Consider the following 15,400-nt stretch of genomic DNA (forward strand, 5'->3'; position numbering starts at 1 on the left):
CGCGCTTCAGCGCACGGACGCAGGGCATTGCGGCGGCGTCTGCATGTTCGTTCTGATCGCGTCCATCGTGCGCGGCGAATCGGCGAGCACGGCGTCGAGGCCCAGGCAAGCGGCCGCGCGATAGTCGGCGTCGTCATCGATGCCGATCGCGAGCATGTGCACCGGACCGTTCGTGCGGAAGCATTTCGCCGCTGCGGGCGTCCAGAGCGTGGCCGTCACGTGCGAGCGCGCCTCGCCGAGCGTGAACGTCTCGACCAGCTCCATCTTTCTCGCGTACTCGAATGCGCTCCATGTGCCGGGCGGCGGCGGGTTTTCGCACGTCTGCGATAGCGCCACGGCGGCGAGGCGGGCGCGCGTCGCATCGCGCGATTCGAACAGGCGCGCACGCGGATACGCGGCGAACGCCTTCTGATACGCGGCTTCGGTCGAGTAAATCAGCACGCGCTGCCATGCGTTTTCTTCGTCCAGCACGCGCGCGACGGCCGCCACCTGCGGCTCGGCGGGCAGTGCTTTCATGTCGAGCATCACGGGCACGGCAGGCGGGATCGCGCGCAACGCCTGCGCTAGCGACGGAATGCGCACGGGTTCATCGCGATACGGATAGCGCTTCGCGCCGCTCGCATCGGTGCGCGCGAAGTTCCAGCCCGCGTTCAGACGCGCCAGCGCGGCGAAGTCCAGGCTCGCGACGGCGCCCTGGCCGTCGGTGTTCGTGGAGAGATTCGCCGGGCGATAGAGCACGGGCACGCCGTCGCGCGTGAGCTGCACCGTGAGCCAGATCGCATCGGCGCGATGTTGCAGTGCGCCTTCGATGGCGGTCAGCGTGTTCTCGGGATAATCGGCGGCCCCGGCGCGATGCGCGACGATCATCGGCGGGCGCGGCGATTCGTCGGCACTGGAGGGCGATACGGCGCGGCCTCCGCAGCCGGCGCTCGCCAGGCATGCGGCGAGTACGAAAGACCGCAGCAGCGTCGAGCGTAATGGCATGGCGTGAATCTCCCGGACGTTCGTAACCCGGTGATTCTGCTTCCCGTCATGCCCGCACCGTGCGCGCACGCGGTTGATTCAACAATTTGTTGCGCTTCGCCGCGTTGGCGGCGCACATAAAAAAACAGCCACCGGCAAAGCCGATGGCTGTTTCAGGATGCTGCTGTCCGAAAGACACGGCACTTGCGTGCCGCGCCAGCCGGTTGTTCTTAGAACTTGTGGCGCACGCCCACGATGACGATTTCCTGGTGGCTGCGGCCGCTTTCGAAGCCGTACGAGCCAACCGTTGCTTGCGCCGAGCTGAGCGAACCATCCGCGTTGCGCTGATCGCCGCTGGCGTGCTGGTAAGCAGCGACAGCGTAGAAATCGGTGCGCTTCGACAGCGAGTAGTCGGCGCCCAGGCTGACCTGGTGGTACGTCGCGGAAGCGTCGCCGCTTGCCTTCGTGTACGTGTAGCCCAGACCCGTCAACAGAGCCGGCGTGACCTGGAAGTTCACGAAGCCGTTGCCGACGTTGAAGTGCTGCGAGCCCTGGAGCGACGAGCCGTCTGCCTTGTATTGCGCGTTGCTGTACGAGCCGCCGACCGTGAATGCGCCGATCGAGTACTGGATCGCGCCGCGGGCGATGCCGATCGCGTGAGCCGTTGCGTAAGCTGCGTTGACCGGGCTGTTGAACAGCGAGTCCGACGACGGGCTGCCCCAGCCGTTGGCCACGCGGCCAGCCGTCGGGTTGTTCGCGTAGAAGTAGCCGCCAGCAACAGCCAACGGGCCGTTGTTGTACGTTGCGGCTGCCGACCACGTCTGACCTTGGCCGGTCGCGCCAGCCAGGTTGCTGAAGCCATACAGGCCTTCGACCTGGAAGCCGGCGAAGTTCGGCGAAACGTACTTGACGGCGTTCGACGTACGCAGCGAGTTGTCGTAGTTGTCGATATCGCCCGGCGTCGCGAACATCGCGCCCCAGTAGTTATCAGCCGTGATGCCTTGGACCATGTCGACGAGCGGGTCGTACTGACGGCCCAGCGTGACCGTGCCCCACTGGTTGCCCGACAGACCGACGAACGCCTGACGGCCGAATTCGCGGCCGCCCTGGCCGAGACGGCCGGTGCCGACGTCAAAGCCGTTTTCCAACTGGAAGATCGCCTTCAGACCGCCGCCCAGGTCTTCCTGACCCTTCAAGCCCCAGCGGTCGCCGGACAGGTTGCCGTTGATCATGCCGACCAGCTTGTCGCCGTTTGCGTTGGCATGGCTCACGTAGCCGATACCTGCGTCGATCACGCCATACAGCGTCACGCTCGTTTGTGCCTGTGCCGCGCCAGCTGCGCCGAGCATAGCCAGCGAGAGGGACGTCAGTGCGAATCGTTTCATCGAATTCTCCACGCGAATGATTAAAATCGTTGTTGCCGGCGCAGAGAATAACGCAACGTTTCGTAAGTTTAGAAATGGAAAATAAAGACTGTCTCGAAAAACACACACTCGGGTCAGATGCCCGCTGGTCAAGGGTCCGAGACGATCGTTGGAGCGAATTTTGGGAGACAGACGCGGTGTGGAAAAGTTCCGCGCCGTCGCGGGATTTTAAAGAGACGGGTCGCGGCGGCTAATCCGATTATCCTCGCCTGCCGCGCTAATCGGATTACCGTCGATCCAAATAACAAACCGCTTTAATGGCGTCGGATTTTTCGGATTGACCGGATAGCGGCGCCGGTCGTTCGCAATTTCACGATGCCGGATCGTTGCGCCGCGCGGCCTCGCGCCGCGACAGCAGCGCGACCGCCATGCCCGCGCTCGCCGCGACCAGCACTGCGCGCCACGGATGCCGCCGCACCACGGCATTGGCGTGCGACGCCTTGCGGCCCGCGCCTACCATCGCAAGGGCGGTGACGCGCGTGGCGGTCGATTCCGCCCGCGCGAGCTTGCGCGACAACTCCAGCGCCCGCGCCACCGCCGACACTTTCTTGCGCGCCTGCCCCGTCAACTGCTGCGCGCGCTGGGCACGGCCGCCGATCGTCCGGCGCGCGCTCGCGCTGACGGGCGCATCGGGGGGCGCGATCGGCGTCATCGCCGCTGCCTCGGCGGCCGCGACGGGCACCGCGGTGCGGGTCGATGCCGCCAGCAGCGAGCCGATCTTCGCGCGGCTGCCCGGCGGCACGCGGCCGTTGTTCTGCTGGCCCCACGCGCCGCGCGGATCGTGCAGCCGCGCGCGCGCCGCCGAGAATTCCGCGCCGAGCAGCAGCACGGCGGCGGAGAAATACAGCCACATGAGCAGCACGGCGAGCGAGCCCGCCGCGCCGAACGCGCTCGCGGTGCCCGCGTGCGTCAGGTACAGCGCGAAAAGCTTCTTGCCGGCCGAGAACAGCAGCGCCGCGACCAGCCCGCCCACGAGCGCATCGCGCCATTGCACGGGCGCATCGGGCAGAAACTTCAGCAGCGCGCCGAACGCGACCGTGAGAATCGCGAGTCCGGCCACGAGCTGCACGATATCGCCGACGATCACGAACGGCGAATTCGCCCACAGCCACATGCCGACGGCCTGAATCGCGGTGTCGAGCACGAGCGAGACGATCAGCAGGAACGCGACGCCGAGCACGAGCCCGAACGAGACGAGCCGCACGCGCACCATCGTCATGATGCTGGAGCGCGCGTCCCCGGCCATCGGCCAGACGATGTTGAGCGCCGTATTGAGCGATGAAAATGTCGCCGACGCGCCGACCGCCAGCAGCACGAAGGAAATGATCGCCGCGATGCCCGTGCCGCTGCTGCGATGCGCGTTTTCGACGATGCTCTGCACGCCCGACGCCGCCTGATCGCCGATGAGTCCGTTCACCTGATGAAATAGCTGCCCGCGCGCGGCTTCCGGCCCGAAAATCCAGCCCGCGACGGCGATCACCATGACGAGCGTCGGCGCGAGCGAGAACGCCGAGTAGAACGCGATGCTCGCGGCCATGGCGGCGCAGCGGTTTTCCGAGAATTGCTTGAGCGCGCCGAGCGCCCACGAAGCGTCTTTCTTGACGACGGCTTCGATCTTCTGCGTTGACACGGTACTCATGACGGCCTCTCGGTTCGATGAATGGAGCGCGGATGCCCGGCGACGTTCATGCGGTCGAGCACGTTCCATTCCAGAGCGGACGTGACCGGGCGCGCGTCTTGCGCAGTGACGAAATCGTCTGCTTTTGATGCAGGACATGAAGAAGCGGGCGCATTGGTGCAAATCCGGTAGCAAACTTACTGCCGCATTTCATCGTGCACCATATACTTGAATCACCCACAAACGACGCGCCGAGGGCAACCATGCTCCAAATGTCACGGCGACAGTTCCTCAAGGTTTCCGCGAGCACGCTCGCCGGATCGAGCCTGGCGGCAATGGGCTTCTCTCCGGCACCGGCGCTCGCCGAAGTCCGGCAATACAAACTGTCGCGCACCACGGAAACGCGTAACACCTGCCCGTACTGCTCGGTCGGGTGCGGCATCCTGATGTACGGCCTCGGCGACAATTCGAAGAACGCCAAGGCGAGCATCATTCACATCGAAGGCGATCCGGACCATCCGGTCAATCGCGGCACGCTCTGCCCGAAAGGCGCTTCGCTCATCGACTTCATTCATAGCCCGAGCCGGCTGCTGTATCCGGAATATCGCGCGCCGGGGTCGAACGAGTGGAAGCAGATTTCGTGGAACGACGCGCTCGATCGCATTGCCGTGCTGATGAAAGAAGACCGCGACGCGAACTTTGTCGAAAGCACGCCTGAAGGCAAGAAGGTCAACCGCTGGCTGACCACGGGCTTTCTGGCGGCCTCGGCGAGCAGCAACGAAGTCGGCTATCTGACGCACAAGACGGTTCGCAGTCTCGGGATGCTCGCATTCGACAATCAGGCGCGTGTCTGACATGGCCCGACGGTGGCAGGTCTTGCCCCGACGTTTGGCCGTGGCGCGATGACGAACCATTGGGTCGACATCAAGAACGCGGACGTGATTCTGGTGATGGGCGGCAATGCGGCCGAGGCGCACCCGTGCGGCTTCAAGTGGGTGACGGAAGCGAAGGCGCATCGCAGCGCGCGGCTGATCGTGGTCGATCCGCGCTTCACGCGCACGGCTTCGGTCGCGGATTTTTACGCGCCGATACGCACCGGCACGGACATCGCGTTCCTGGGCGGCGTCATCAACTATCTGCTGACGAACGACAAGATCCAGCACGAGTACGTGAAGAATTACACGGACCTGTCGTTCATCGTGCGCGAGGATTTCGCGTTCAAGGACGGCGTGTTCTCGGGCTATGACGCCGAGCACCGCAAGTACGACAAGTCGAGCTGGGACTACGCGCGCGGCGAAGACGGTTACGTCAGGACCGATCCCACGCTGCAGGACCCGCGCTGCGTCTACAACCTGCTCAAGCAGCATTACGCGGCCTACACGCCGGAGATGGTGACGAAGGTCTGCGGCACGCCGACCGACAAGTTCCTGAAGGTGTGCGAGATGCTCGCATCGACGGCCACGCCGAATCGCGCGGGCACGATTCTCTATGCGCTCGGCTGGACGCATCACTCCGTCGGCGCGCAGATGATCCGCACGGGCGCGATGGTGCAGCTTCTGCTCGGCAATATCGGCATTGCGGGCGGCGGCATGAATGCGCTGCGCGGGCATTCGAACATCCAGGGTCTGACGGACCTCGGCCTGATGTCGAACCTCTTGACCGGCTACATGACCCTGCCGATGGAAGGCGAGCAGGAGTACGACGAGTACATCAAGAAGCGCGCGTCGCAGCCGCTGCGGCAGAATCAGTTGAGCTACTGGAAGAACTATCGCGCGTTCTACGTGAGCTTCATGAAGTCGTGGTGGGGCGACAACGCGACCGCCGAGAACAATTTCGGCTACGACTATCTGCCCAAGCTCGACAAGTCCTACGACATGCTGCAGGTGTTCGAGCTGATGGCCGCGGGCAAGATGAATGGCTATATCTGCCAGGGCTTCAATCCGCTCGCGGCCGCGCCGAACAAGGCCAAGATCGGGCTGGGTTTGTCGAAGCTGAAATGGCTCGTCATCATGGACCCGCTCGCGACCGAGACGTCCGAATTCTGGAAGAACCACGGCGAGTTCAACGACGTCGATGCATCGAAGATCCAGACCGAAGTCTTCCGCCTGCCGACGACCTGTTTCGCGGAAGAGCGCGGCTCGCTCGTGAGTTCGTCTCGCGTGCTGCAATGGCACTGGCAGGGCGCGGCGGCGCCGGGCGCGGCGAGGAGCGACCTCGAGATCATGTCGGGTCTATGGCTGCGCATGCGGCGCGCGTATCAGGAGAAGGGCGGCAAGTATCCCGATCCGATCCTGAAGATGACGTGGCCTTATGCGGACCCCGAAAGCCCGACGCCCGAAGAGATCGCGATGGAGTTCAACGGCCGCGCGCTCGCCGACGTCACCGATCCGGCGGATCAGACCAAGGTGCTCGCCAAACGCGGCGATCAGTTGTCGAGCTTCGCGCAACTTCGCGACGATGGATCGACCGCGAGCGGCTGCTGGATCTTCTGCGGCTCGTGGACGCAGAACGGCAATCAGATGGGCCGGCGCGACAACTCCGACCCGACGGGCATCGGCCAGACGCTGAACTGGGCGTGGGCGTGGCCGGCGAATCGGCGCGTGCTGTACAACCGCGCATCGTGCGATGTCAACGGCAAGCCGTTCGATCCGTCGAGAAAGCTGGTCGCGTGGAACGGCCGCGCATGGACGGGCCCGGATGTTCCCGACTTCAAGGTGGACGAAGCGCCGGACAAGGGCATGAGCCCGTTCATCATGAACCCGGAGGGCGTCGCGCGTTTCTTCGCGCGCGACGGCATGAACGAAGGGCCGTTCCCGACGCACTACGAGCCCTTCGAGACGCCGCTCGGTCATAACCCGTTCTTCCCCGACAACAAGGTGGCGACGAGCAATCCGGCCGCGCGCGTGTTCCCGGACGACCGCGCCGCGTTCGGCACCGCCGACAAGTTCCCGGACACGGCGACCACGTACCGCCTCACCGAGCACTTCCATTACTGGACCAAGCATGCGCGCCTGAATGCGATCGTGCAGCCGCAGCAGTTCGTGGAGATCGGCGAGGAGCACGCAAAGGAAGTGGGCGTCGTCGCGGGCGATCGCGTGAAGGTGTCGAGCAATCGCGGGCATATCGTCGCGGTGGCGCTCGTGACCAAGCGCATCAAACCATTGACCATCGAGGGCAAGAAAGTGCACACCGTCGGCCTGCCGCTGCATTGGGGCTTCAAGGGCCTCGCGCAGCCGGGCTATCTCGTCAACACACTCACGCCTTCCGTGGGCGACGGGAACTCGCAGACACCCGAGTTCAAGTCGTTCCTGGTGAAGGTCGAGAAGGCATAGGGGGACGAGATGGCTCTGCAATCGCTCGATATCAAGCGCGTTTCGGCGACCACCACGCCGCAGACGCAGGTGCGCGAGCCCGTGACGGGCACGGTGGCGAAGCTCATCGACGTGTCGAAGTGCATCGGCTGCAAGGCGTGTCAGACGGCTTGCATGGAGTGGAACGATCTGCGCGACGATATCGGTCACACAACCGGCGTGTATGACAATCCGCGCGACCTGACCGAGCATTCGTGGACGGTGATGCGCTTCACCGAATACGAGAATCCGAAGGGCGACCTCGAATGGCTGATCCGCAAGGACGGCTGCATGCATTGCGAGGACCCGGGATGCCTGAAGGCGTGTCCGTCGCCGGGCGCGATCGTGCAGTACACGAACGGCATCGTGGATTTTCACGAGGAGAACTGCATCGGCTGCGGATACTGCATTACCGGTTGCCCGTTCAACATTCCGCGCCTGTCGAAGGAAGATCATCGCGTGTACAAGTGCACGCTTTGTTCGGATCGCGTCGCGGTCGGGCAGGAGCCCGCATGCGTGAAAACGTGCCCGACGGGCGCGATCATGTTCGGCACCAAGGTCGATATGCAGCATCAGGCCGCCGAGCGTGTGGTCGATCTGAAGGAGCGTGGCTTCGCCAACGCCGGCCTGTACGATCCGCCGGGTGTGGGCGGCACGCATGTCATGTACGTGCTGCATCACGCGGATCAGCCCGAGCTGTATCACGGTCTCGCGAAAGATCCGCATATCAGTCCGCTCGTGTCGGTCTGGAAAGGCGTGACGAAACCGCTCGCGATGATCGGCCTGGGCATCGCGGCGCTCGCGGGCTTCTTCCATTACACGCGCATCGGCCCGAACGAAGTTAGCGAGGAAGACGAAGTGGAAGCGCACCGCGAAGCGGAAGAGGTGCGCCGTCGCCGGGAAGGCGGACAGGAGCGTATCGATGAAACACGATAACGAGCTGCGTGATGTGAAGGGTCATCGTCTGATCGTGCGCTATACGCCGAACGAGCGCACGAATCACTGGATCACGGCGATCACCTTCGTGCTGCTTGCGCTTTCCGGTCTCGCGATGTTTCATCCGTCGATGGCATGGCTTTACGCGATTTTCGGCGGCGGGCAGTGGACGCGCATTCTGCATCCGTTCGTCGGCTGCGTGATGTTCATCTCGTTCATGATCCTCGCGCTGCGCTTCTGGCATCACAACTATCTGGACCAGAGCGACGTTCAATGGATGAAGCAGGTGAACGACGTGCTCGCGAACCGCGAGGAGCGCTTGCCGGCGATCGGCAAGTACAACGCGGGGCAGAAGCTCGTCTTTTTCGTGATGTTCGCGAGCCTCATTTTGCTGTTGCTGAGCGGCATCGTGATGTGGCGCACGTACTTCGCGTTCTACTTTCCGATTACCGTGATTCGCATTGCATCGGTGGTGCATGCGGCGACGGCGTTCGTGCTGATTCTGACGATCATCATCCATGTCTACGCAGGACTGTGGGTGAAAGGCTCGATCGGCGCGATGGTGCGCGGCACGGTCACGTACGGATGGGCGAGGAAGCATCATCCGCGGTGGTTCAGGGATGTGATTGGGAAGTAGCTTCCCGACGGCGAAGCTGGACCCATACGTGCGGGGTGGTCCATTGAAGATCGAATAAGCTGATACTCTTGATCGACTCCACCCCCCCCCCCCCGCGAGGAACCCCCGTGGTCCAACGCATAGTCGAAGCCGCGCGAATCGAATCGCTCGATCCATCGGCGATTCCGCGTCTGCGCATGCCGGAGCGCGCCACCGTATTCGCCGCGCGCGCCGCACGCCTTCTGCAACTCGCCGACGCGAGCAATCCCATCGCCGGCTATCTGCGTCTGATGGCCGCGCTCGCCGATGCCCAGCAGCGCGTGCTCGCCCAGTTCACGGCGCCGATGCCCTCGCGCGAATCCATCGAGCTGAATCAGCGTCATTCGATGCCGATCGTGCCCGCGCTCACCGATTCGCGCGGCCCCGCGTGGCGCGACGTGCTCTTCATGCTGCTGGACAGCATCGAATCCGCGGGCGCACTGACGCCCGCGCTCGTGCAACTCGTCGCCCGCCTTCGCGCACTGGACGCGCGCACGCTCGACAATCAGGCCGATGCGGTCCTCGCGCTGCGCTTCGCCGAAATCGATCCGGCCGCCGCGCCCTTCATCGCGGCCGCGCTGCAGGTCGTGTGGACCGATCTCGCGAGCCGTATCGACGCGAAAGACGTGCCCTATCTCGATGCGCCCGGCGTATGTCCCGTGTGCGGCTCGGTGCCGGTCGCGAGCATCGTGCGCGTGGGCGGCGCGTATGACGGCTACCGCTACGCGCAATGCGGGCTGTGCGCGACGGAACTGCACGTCGTCCGCGCGAAGTGCACCAACTGCGATTCGACCAAAGGCATCGCCTATCACGCGATGGGCAGCGGCGACGAAAGCGAGGAAGCGAAGGCCGCGAAGGCAAAAAGCGCGCCGCTCAAGGCGGAGTCGTGCGACGAATGCGGCACGTACCGCAAGATCGGCTATCAGGACAAGGCCTACGATTTCGAGCCCTACGCCGACGATCTCGCGAGTCTCACGCTCGATCTCCTGATGGGCGATGCGGGCTACCGGCGCGCGGCGCCCCATCCGTGGCTGTGGCCCGAACAAACGGAAGAAGAGCGATGAGCGACGTCGCAGGAAACGACGGCGGCGCGCTGCGCGCCTTGATGGCGCGCGTGCCGTCCGTCGAGCGCGTGCTGACATCGGCGGAATTCGAGCCGGTGATCGCCGCCTACGGACGCACGCAGACGCTCGCCGCATTGCGCACGGCGCTCGATGCCTGGCGCGCCGATGCGCAAGCGGGCCGCGCCTCCGTCGATGCATTGAGCGATGCGCGGCTCGCGCAATCGGTCGATGCACGGCTCGCCAAACGCGCGCAGAGCAACGTGCGCAGTGTCTTCAATCTCACCGGCACGGTGCTGCATACGAATCTCGGCCGCGCGCTGCTACCCGACGAAGCCGTGCGCGCGGTCGCGGAAATGCTCACGCGCCCCGCGAATCTCGAATTCGACCTCGACACCGGCGCGCGCGGCGACCGCGACGATCTCATCAACGACCTGATTTGCGAACTCACGGGCGCGCAGGCCGCGACTGTCGTGAACAACAACGCGGCGGCGGTCTTGCTCACGCTCTCGGCGCTCGCATCGCGCCGCGAAGTGATCGTCTCGCGCGGCGAGCTGGTCGAGATCGGCGGGGCGTTCCGCATTCCCGACATCATGAGCCGCGCGGGCGCGAAGCTGCGCGAAGTCGGCACGACCAACCGCACGCATCTGAAAGATTTCGACGAAGCGATCGGCCCGAAAACCGCGCTGCTGATGAAGGTCCATTGCAGCAACTATGCGGTGACCGGCTTCACGAAGGAAGTGACGCTTCCCGAACTGGCGTTGCTCGCGAGGACGCGTGGCCTGCCCGTCGCCGTGGATCTCGGCAGCGGCACGCTCGTCGATCTTGCGCAATGGGGCCTGCCGCGCGAAGCGACGGTGCGCGAGACGGTCGCGGCGGGCGCGGATCTCGTCACCTTCAGCGGCGACAAGCTGTTGGGCGGGCCGCAAGCCGGCTTGATCGTCGGACGAAAGGATCTCATCGCGAAGATCAAGAAGCATCCGTTGAAGCGCGCGCTGCGCGTCGGCAAGCTCACGCTCGCGGCGCTCGAAGCGGTGCTGCGGCTCTATCGCACGCCCGAAACGCTGGTCGAACGGCTGACGACCTTGCGCCTGCTCACGCGTCCCGCCGACGCGATGCGCCTCGCCGCCGAGCGCATCGAGCCCGCCTTGCAACGCATGGTCGGCGATGCCTTCGCCGTGAGCGCCGAGCCGATGTTCAGCCAGATCGGCAGCGGCGCGTTGCCCGTGGATGTCCTGCCGAGCTACGGACTCGCCGTGCGCGCCGCGGGCGGCAAGCGGGCGGGCGGCCAGTTGAACCGCGTCGAGAAGCGGCTGCGCGATTTGCCGCGGCCCGTGCTCGGGCGCATCGCGGATGGCGCATTGCGGCTCGATCTGCGCTGCCTCGAAGAAGCCGACGAAGCCGCGTTCATCGCGCAACTGGACGCACGCGAATGATCGTCGGCACGGCGGGTCATATCGATCACGGCAAGACGACGCTGGTGCGCGCGCTCTCGGGCGTGGACACCGACCGCCTGAAGGAAGAGAAGGCGCGCGGCATTTCGATCGAACTGGGCTACGCCTACGTGCCGTTGAAGGACGGCGGCGTGCTCGGCTTCATCGACGTGCCGGGCCACGAAAAGCTCGTGCATACGATGGCGGCCGGCGCATGCGGCATCGACTTCGCGCTCGTCGTGATCGCCGCCGACGATGGCGTGATGCCGCAAACGCGCGAGCATCTCGCGATACTCGACCTGCTCGGCGTCGCACGAGGCGCGGTCGCGGTGACGAAATGCGATCGTGTCGATGCCGCGCGCGTGCGCGAGGTCCACGCGGACATCGCCGCGCTGCTCGCGGAAACAGCGTTGCGCGACGCGCCCCGCTTCGATACCGATGCCACGCAAGCCGACGACCCCGGCGTCGCCGCACTGAACGCGCATCTGCACGATGCCGCCGCCCACTGGCGCACGCGCCGCGACGACGGCTTTTTCCGGCTCGCGGTCGATCGCGTGTTCACGCTGACGGGGCAAGGCACGATCGCGACCGGCACGGTGTTCGCGGGGCGCGCGAACGTTGGCGACACGCTTATGCTCGCGCCGCGCGGCGCGGGCGGCGAGCCGGTGCGCGTGCGCGGCATTCACGCGCAGAATCGCGCGGCGCAGACGGGCCGCGCGGGCGAGCGCTGCGCGCTCAATCTCGCCGGCATCGATAAAGACGCGCTCGCGCGCGGCGACTGGATCCTCGATGCGCGGCTGGCGCGCGCGTCCGAAAGGCTCGACGTCGAACTGACGCTGCTGGAGGATGCGCAACTCGCGCTCACGCACTGGGCGCCCTTGCATGTGCATCTGGGCACGACGCATCGCGTGGCGCATGTCGCGCTGCTCGAAGCCGATACGCTCGACGCCGGACACAGCGCTCGCGTGCAACTGGTGTTCGATCAACCCGTTTGCGCGCTGCCCGGCGACCGCTTCATCGTGCGCAATGCGCAGGCAAGCAGAACCGTCGGCGGCGGGCGCGTGCTCGATCCGTTCGCGCCGGCTCGACGCCGCCGCACGCCGCAGCGCCGCGCATGGCTCGACGCGCTCGCGCACAGGCTCGACACGGGCCGCGCCGACGCGCTCTTCGAGCAGGCGCCGCATGGCTTGCCGCGCTCGCTGATCGAGCATCTGTGCGGACACGCGATCTCGCCCGACGACTTGCGCGCGGTGCCCGCGCACGACGACACGCTCTATATTGCAGCGCGTCACTGGGATGCGCTGAAAACGCGCCTGATGGATGCGCTCGCCGCCTTCCACGAACGTTTCCCCGACGAACAGGGCCCCGACGTCGCGCGCCTGCGCCGCATGGCCGCGCCGCTCGCGCCGGATGCGTTGTGGCGCGCGCTCGTCGATGAAGCGGTGGCGAGCGGCGCCATCGCGAAGAGCGGGCCGTGGCTGCATGCCCCGTCGCATGCGGTGACGCTCGACGAAGCCGAAACCGAGCTCGCCCGCGCCGTGCTCGCCGCGCTGGACGCGGGACGCTTCGATCCGCCGTGGGTGCGCGATCTGGCGAGCGCGCACGGCGTCGGCGAGGACGAGATGCGCAGGCTGCTGAAGAAGCTCGCCCGGCGCGGCGAGGTGTTTCAGGTCGTGCGCGATCTGTTTTACGCGCGCGCATCGATCGGCGCGCTTGCGCAACTCGTCGCGCAAACCGCGAGCGCGCAGGGCGGCGCGATCGGCGCGGCTGCTTTTCGTGACGCCAGCGCGCTCGGCCGCAAGCGTGCGATACAGATTTTGGAGTTCTTCGACCGCGTTGGGTACACTCGTTTCCACCGCGATTTGCATCTATTGCGCGCCGATAGCCGCTGGCACGAGTCCGTCTGACGTTTGCCCGGGCTCGATGCGCGCCGTCGACCGCCGATCACGATGGAGCATATCTATTACAAGCTGCTGCACGTCCTGTCGGGCCACCCGGAGTGGACGCTCGCGGTCGTGCTGCTCGCGTCGTTTCTCGAATCCCTGGCGTTCGTCGGCACGTTCGTGCCGGGCAGCACGGCCATGTTCATCGCGGGCGCGCTCGTCGGCGCAGGCGCGCTGAATCTCGGCTGGGTGCTCGTCTGCGCGATCGTGGGGGCCATCGCCGGCGATGCCGTGAGCTTCTGGTTCGGCCAGCACTACGCGGACCGGATCGCGCAGATGTGGCCGTTTCGCGCGCATCCCGGCGCGCTCGTCGCGGGCAAGAAATATTTCGACAAGCACGGCGCGAAGAGCGTCGTGCTCGCGCGTTTCGTGGGGCCGATGCGCGCGGTCGTGCCGGTCGTCGCGGGCGTCACCGGCATGGCGCCCGCGCGCTTTCTCTTCGTCAACATCCTGAGCGCGCTCATCTGGGCGCCGGCGCACATCCTGCCGGGCGTCGTGTTCGGCGCGTCGATCGAGCTGGCGGGCGCGGTGTCGATCCGTCTCGTCGTGATCCTGATCTTCGTCACCGCGATCGGCTGGGTCGTGTTCAATCTCGCGCGCGTGATCGTCTCGCACGCGATGCGCTGGACCGTCGCGTCGCGCGAAATGCTGCTCGCGTGGGCGCAGCGGGGCCGCGGCCTGCCCGCGCGGCTCGTCTCGCGCGCGCTCGATCCGGGCAATCCGGCGACGGGCCTCATCGTCGTCATTTCGGTGCTGCTGCTCGCGTCGGCGATTCTGTTTTTTTCGGTGCTCGCGAACGTGGCGCGCGGCGCGTCGATCGTGCAGGTCGACGTATCGATCTACCGGCTTCTGCAATCGTTCCGCTCGACCTGGACCGATTCGATTCTCGATGCCGCCGCGACGCTCGGCAGCACGCAGACGCTGCTCGCGCTCGGCGTCATGGTGATCGTGTGGATGAGCTTCGAGCGGCGCTGGCGCACGGTCGCGTACTGGCTCGCGGCGATCGCGTTCTCGCAACTGCTCGTGCTGGCGATCCGCTTCACGGCGCACAAGCCGCTCCTCGTCTCCTTCGCGCCGACCGAGCACGAGTTCCCGAGCAGCCACGTCGCGGCGACGGTCGTGATCTACGGCTTTCTCGCGTTCATTCTGCTGCGGCGCGTGGGCATGCTGACGGGCGTGTTCGTTGCGACGGCGACATCGGCGATTGTCGCGGCGGTCGGCATCGCGGGACTGTATTTCGGGCGCTTCACCATCTCCGATGCGCTCGGCAGCGCCGCGCTCGCCGCCGTATGGGTCTTCCTGATCGCGCTCACTGCCGTCTGGCGCAATCCGGTCAAGCCGAAGCCGCGGCCTTTGATGCCGATTGCCGTGCTCGCCGTGATCGGCGCGAGCGTCGCGCTGCAACTGAGCGATGAAACGGAGGCGCATAGCGCGGTGCCATCGACCACCGTCATCTCGCCGATCCAGTGGACGGATTCGGTATGGCGCACGTTTTCCTGCTACCGCGCGAGCATGGAGGGCGACCGGCGCGAGCCGATTACCGTGCAATGGGCCGCGACGCCCGCGCAGATTCGCGCGCAACTGAGCGCGCGCGGCTGGACCGAGGTTTCGCGCGTGAGCCTGAAAAGCGTGATGTCGGTGGTCTCGCCGAATGCGCCCGCCATCGAGCTGCCCGCGCTGCCGCGCCTGAACAACGGCGAGCCGTCGACGCTGGTGTTCGCGCGCTCGGTTCACGGCGCGGACGAGCGCGACGTGCTGCGTTTCTGGCCGACGCATTACGCGGTGCGCGAACGCGCCGGCGCGCCGCCGGCGCCGATCTGGCTCGGCTCGGTCGTGCACGAACGCCTGCGGCGGCCGTCGTGGCCCTTCAACGTGCTGCGGCCGGACCGGCGCGTCGATCCGATGGTCATCGACCGTGGCGAACGTTCGCCGTGGCGCGGCATCGAAATTGCGAGCAGCGCGGGATGTGGCGACGTGCCGGTGATACTCGTCGAATCGAGGGCCGAATGACGTATCG

The 15,400-nt window shown here is 65.9% G+C and carries 10 protein-coding genes; 7 read left to right on the plus strand and 3 right to left on the minus strand.

The genetic code is table 11. The annotated features are described in order from the left end of the window. Window positions 1–6: 6 nt before the first annotated feature. From LY284_RS15920 to LY284_RS15930, 3 genes are all read right to left on the minus strand, one after another. On the minus strand, window positions 7–984 hold the full coding sequence (locus LY284_RS15920) for a glycerophosphodiester phosphodiesterase family protein (protein WP_233387234.1): 978 nt from the start codon (window positions 982–984) through the stop codon (window positions 7–9). A gap of 209 nt (window positions 985–1,193) precedes the next feature. Then, the gene (locus tag LY284_RS15925; protein ID WP_014250274.1) at window positions 1,194–2,348 is read right to left on the minus strand and encodes a porin; all 1,155 of its coding nucleotides are present in this window, start codon (window positions 2,346–2,348) and stop codon (window positions 1,194–1,196) included. A gap of 349 nt (window positions 2,349–2,697) precedes the next feature. Beyond that, the gene (locus tag LY284_RS15930) at window positions 2,698–4,026 is read right to left on the minus strand and encodes a YihY/virulence factor BrkB family protein (RefSeq protein WP_233387235.1); all 1,329 of its coding nucleotides are present in this window, start codon (window positions 4,024–4,026) and stop codon (window positions 2,698–2,700) included. 242 nt (window positions 4,027–4,268) lie between these two features. Between LY284_RS15930 and fdnG the strand changes: the two genes are divergently transcribed. From fdnG to LY284_RS15965, 7 genes are all read left to right on the plus strand, one after another. Next, on the plus strand, window positions 4,269–7,337 hold the full coding sequence (gene fdnG, locus LY284_RS15935; protein WP_233387236.1) for a formate dehydrogenase-N subunit alpha: 3,069 nt from the start codon (window positions 4,269–4,271) through the stop codon (window positions 7,335–7,337). Between the two features lie 9 nt (window positions 7,338–7,346). Further along, a complete protein-coding gene (gene fdxH / locus LY284_RS15940) occupies window positions 7,347–8,291 on the plus strand; it encodes a formate dehydrogenase subunit beta (RefSeq protein WP_014250278.1) in 945 nt (314 codons plus the stop codon). Next, window positions 8,278–8,928 carry a formate dehydrogenase subunit gamma gene (locus LY284_RS15945; protein WP_233387237.1) on the plus strand — a complete coding sequence of 217 codons (651 nt, stop codon included), beginning with the start codon at window positions 8,278–8,280 and terminating at the stop codon, window positions 8,926–8,928. Before fdxH ends, LY284_RS15945 begins: the two co-directional genes overlap by 14 nt. 107 nt (window positions 8,929–9,035) lie before the next feature. Continuing rightward, window positions 9,036–10,010 (plus strand): formate dehydrogenase accessory protein FdhE, encoded by a 975-nt coding sequence (gene fdhE / locus LY284_RS15950; protein ID WP_233387238.1) that lies wholly within the window; start codon window positions 9,036–9,038, stop codon window positions 10,008–10,010. Then, window positions 10,007–11,443, plus strand: a complete 1,437-nt coding sequence (gene selA / locus LY284_RS15955) for an L-seryl-tRNA(Sec) selenium transferase (RefSeq protein WP_233387239.1) — start codon at window positions 10,007–10,009, stop codon at window positions 11,441–11,443. Before fdhE ends, selA begins: the two co-directional genes overlap by 4 nt. Continuing rightward, window positions 11,440–13,347 carry a selenocysteine-specific translation elongation factor gene (selB, locus tag LY284_RS15960; RefSeq protein WP_233387240.1) on the plus strand — a complete coding sequence of 636 codons (1,908 nt, stop codon included), beginning with the start codon at window positions 11,440–11,442 and terminating at the stop codon, window positions 13,345–13,347. Before selA ends, selB begins: the two co-directional genes overlap by 4 nt. A 42-nt stretch (window positions 13,348–13,389) precedes the next feature. Next, complete coding sequence (locus LY284_RS15965) at window positions 13,390–15,393, plus strand: bifunctional DedA family/phosphatase PAP2 family protein (protein ID WP_233387241.1); 2,004 nt, start codon at window positions 13,390–13,392, stop codon at window positions 15,391–15,393. Window positions 15,394–15,400: the final 7 nt, after the last annotated feature.

It is taken from the genome of Caballeronia sp. PC1 (assembly GCF_021353155.1).
In the GTDB taxonomy this organism is placed as follows: Bacteria; Pseudomonadota; Gammaproteobacteria; order Burkholderiales; family Burkholderiaceae; genus Caballeronia; species Caballeronia cordobensis.

Bases quoted from the DNA above. Each gene is read 5' to 3' on its own strand.
- LY284_RS15920 (WP_233387234.1), bottom strand. From the start codon at position 984: ATGCCATTACGCTCGACGCTGCTGCGGTCTTTCGTACTCGCCGCATGC.
- LY284_RS15925 (WP_014250274.1), bottom strand. From the start codon at position 2,348: ATGAAACGATTCGCACTGACGTCCCTCTCGCTGGCTATGCTCGGCGCA.
- LY284_RS15930 (WP_233387235.1), bottom strand. From the start codon at position 4,026: ATGAGTACCGTGTCAACGCAGAAGATCGAAGCCGTCGTCAAGAAAGAC.
- fdxH (WP_014250278.1), top strand. From the start codon at position 7,347: ATGGCTCTGCAATCGCTCGATATCAAGCGCGTTTCGGCGACCACCACG.
- LY284_RS15945 (WP_233387237.1), top strand. From the start codon at position 8,278: ATGAAACACGATAACGAGCTGCGTGATGTGAAGGGTCATCGTCTGATC.
- selA (WP_233387239.1), top strand. From the start codon at position 10,007: ATGAGCGACGTCGCAGGAAACGACGGCGGCGCGCTGCGCGCCTTGATG.
- selB (WP_233387240.1), top strand. From the start codon at position 11,440: ATGATCGTCGGCACGGCGGGTCATATCGATCACGGCAAGACGACGCTG.
- LY284_RS15965 (WP_233387241.1), top strand. From the start codon at position 13,390: ATGGAGCATATCTATTACAAGCTGCTGCACGTCCTGTCGGGCCACCCG.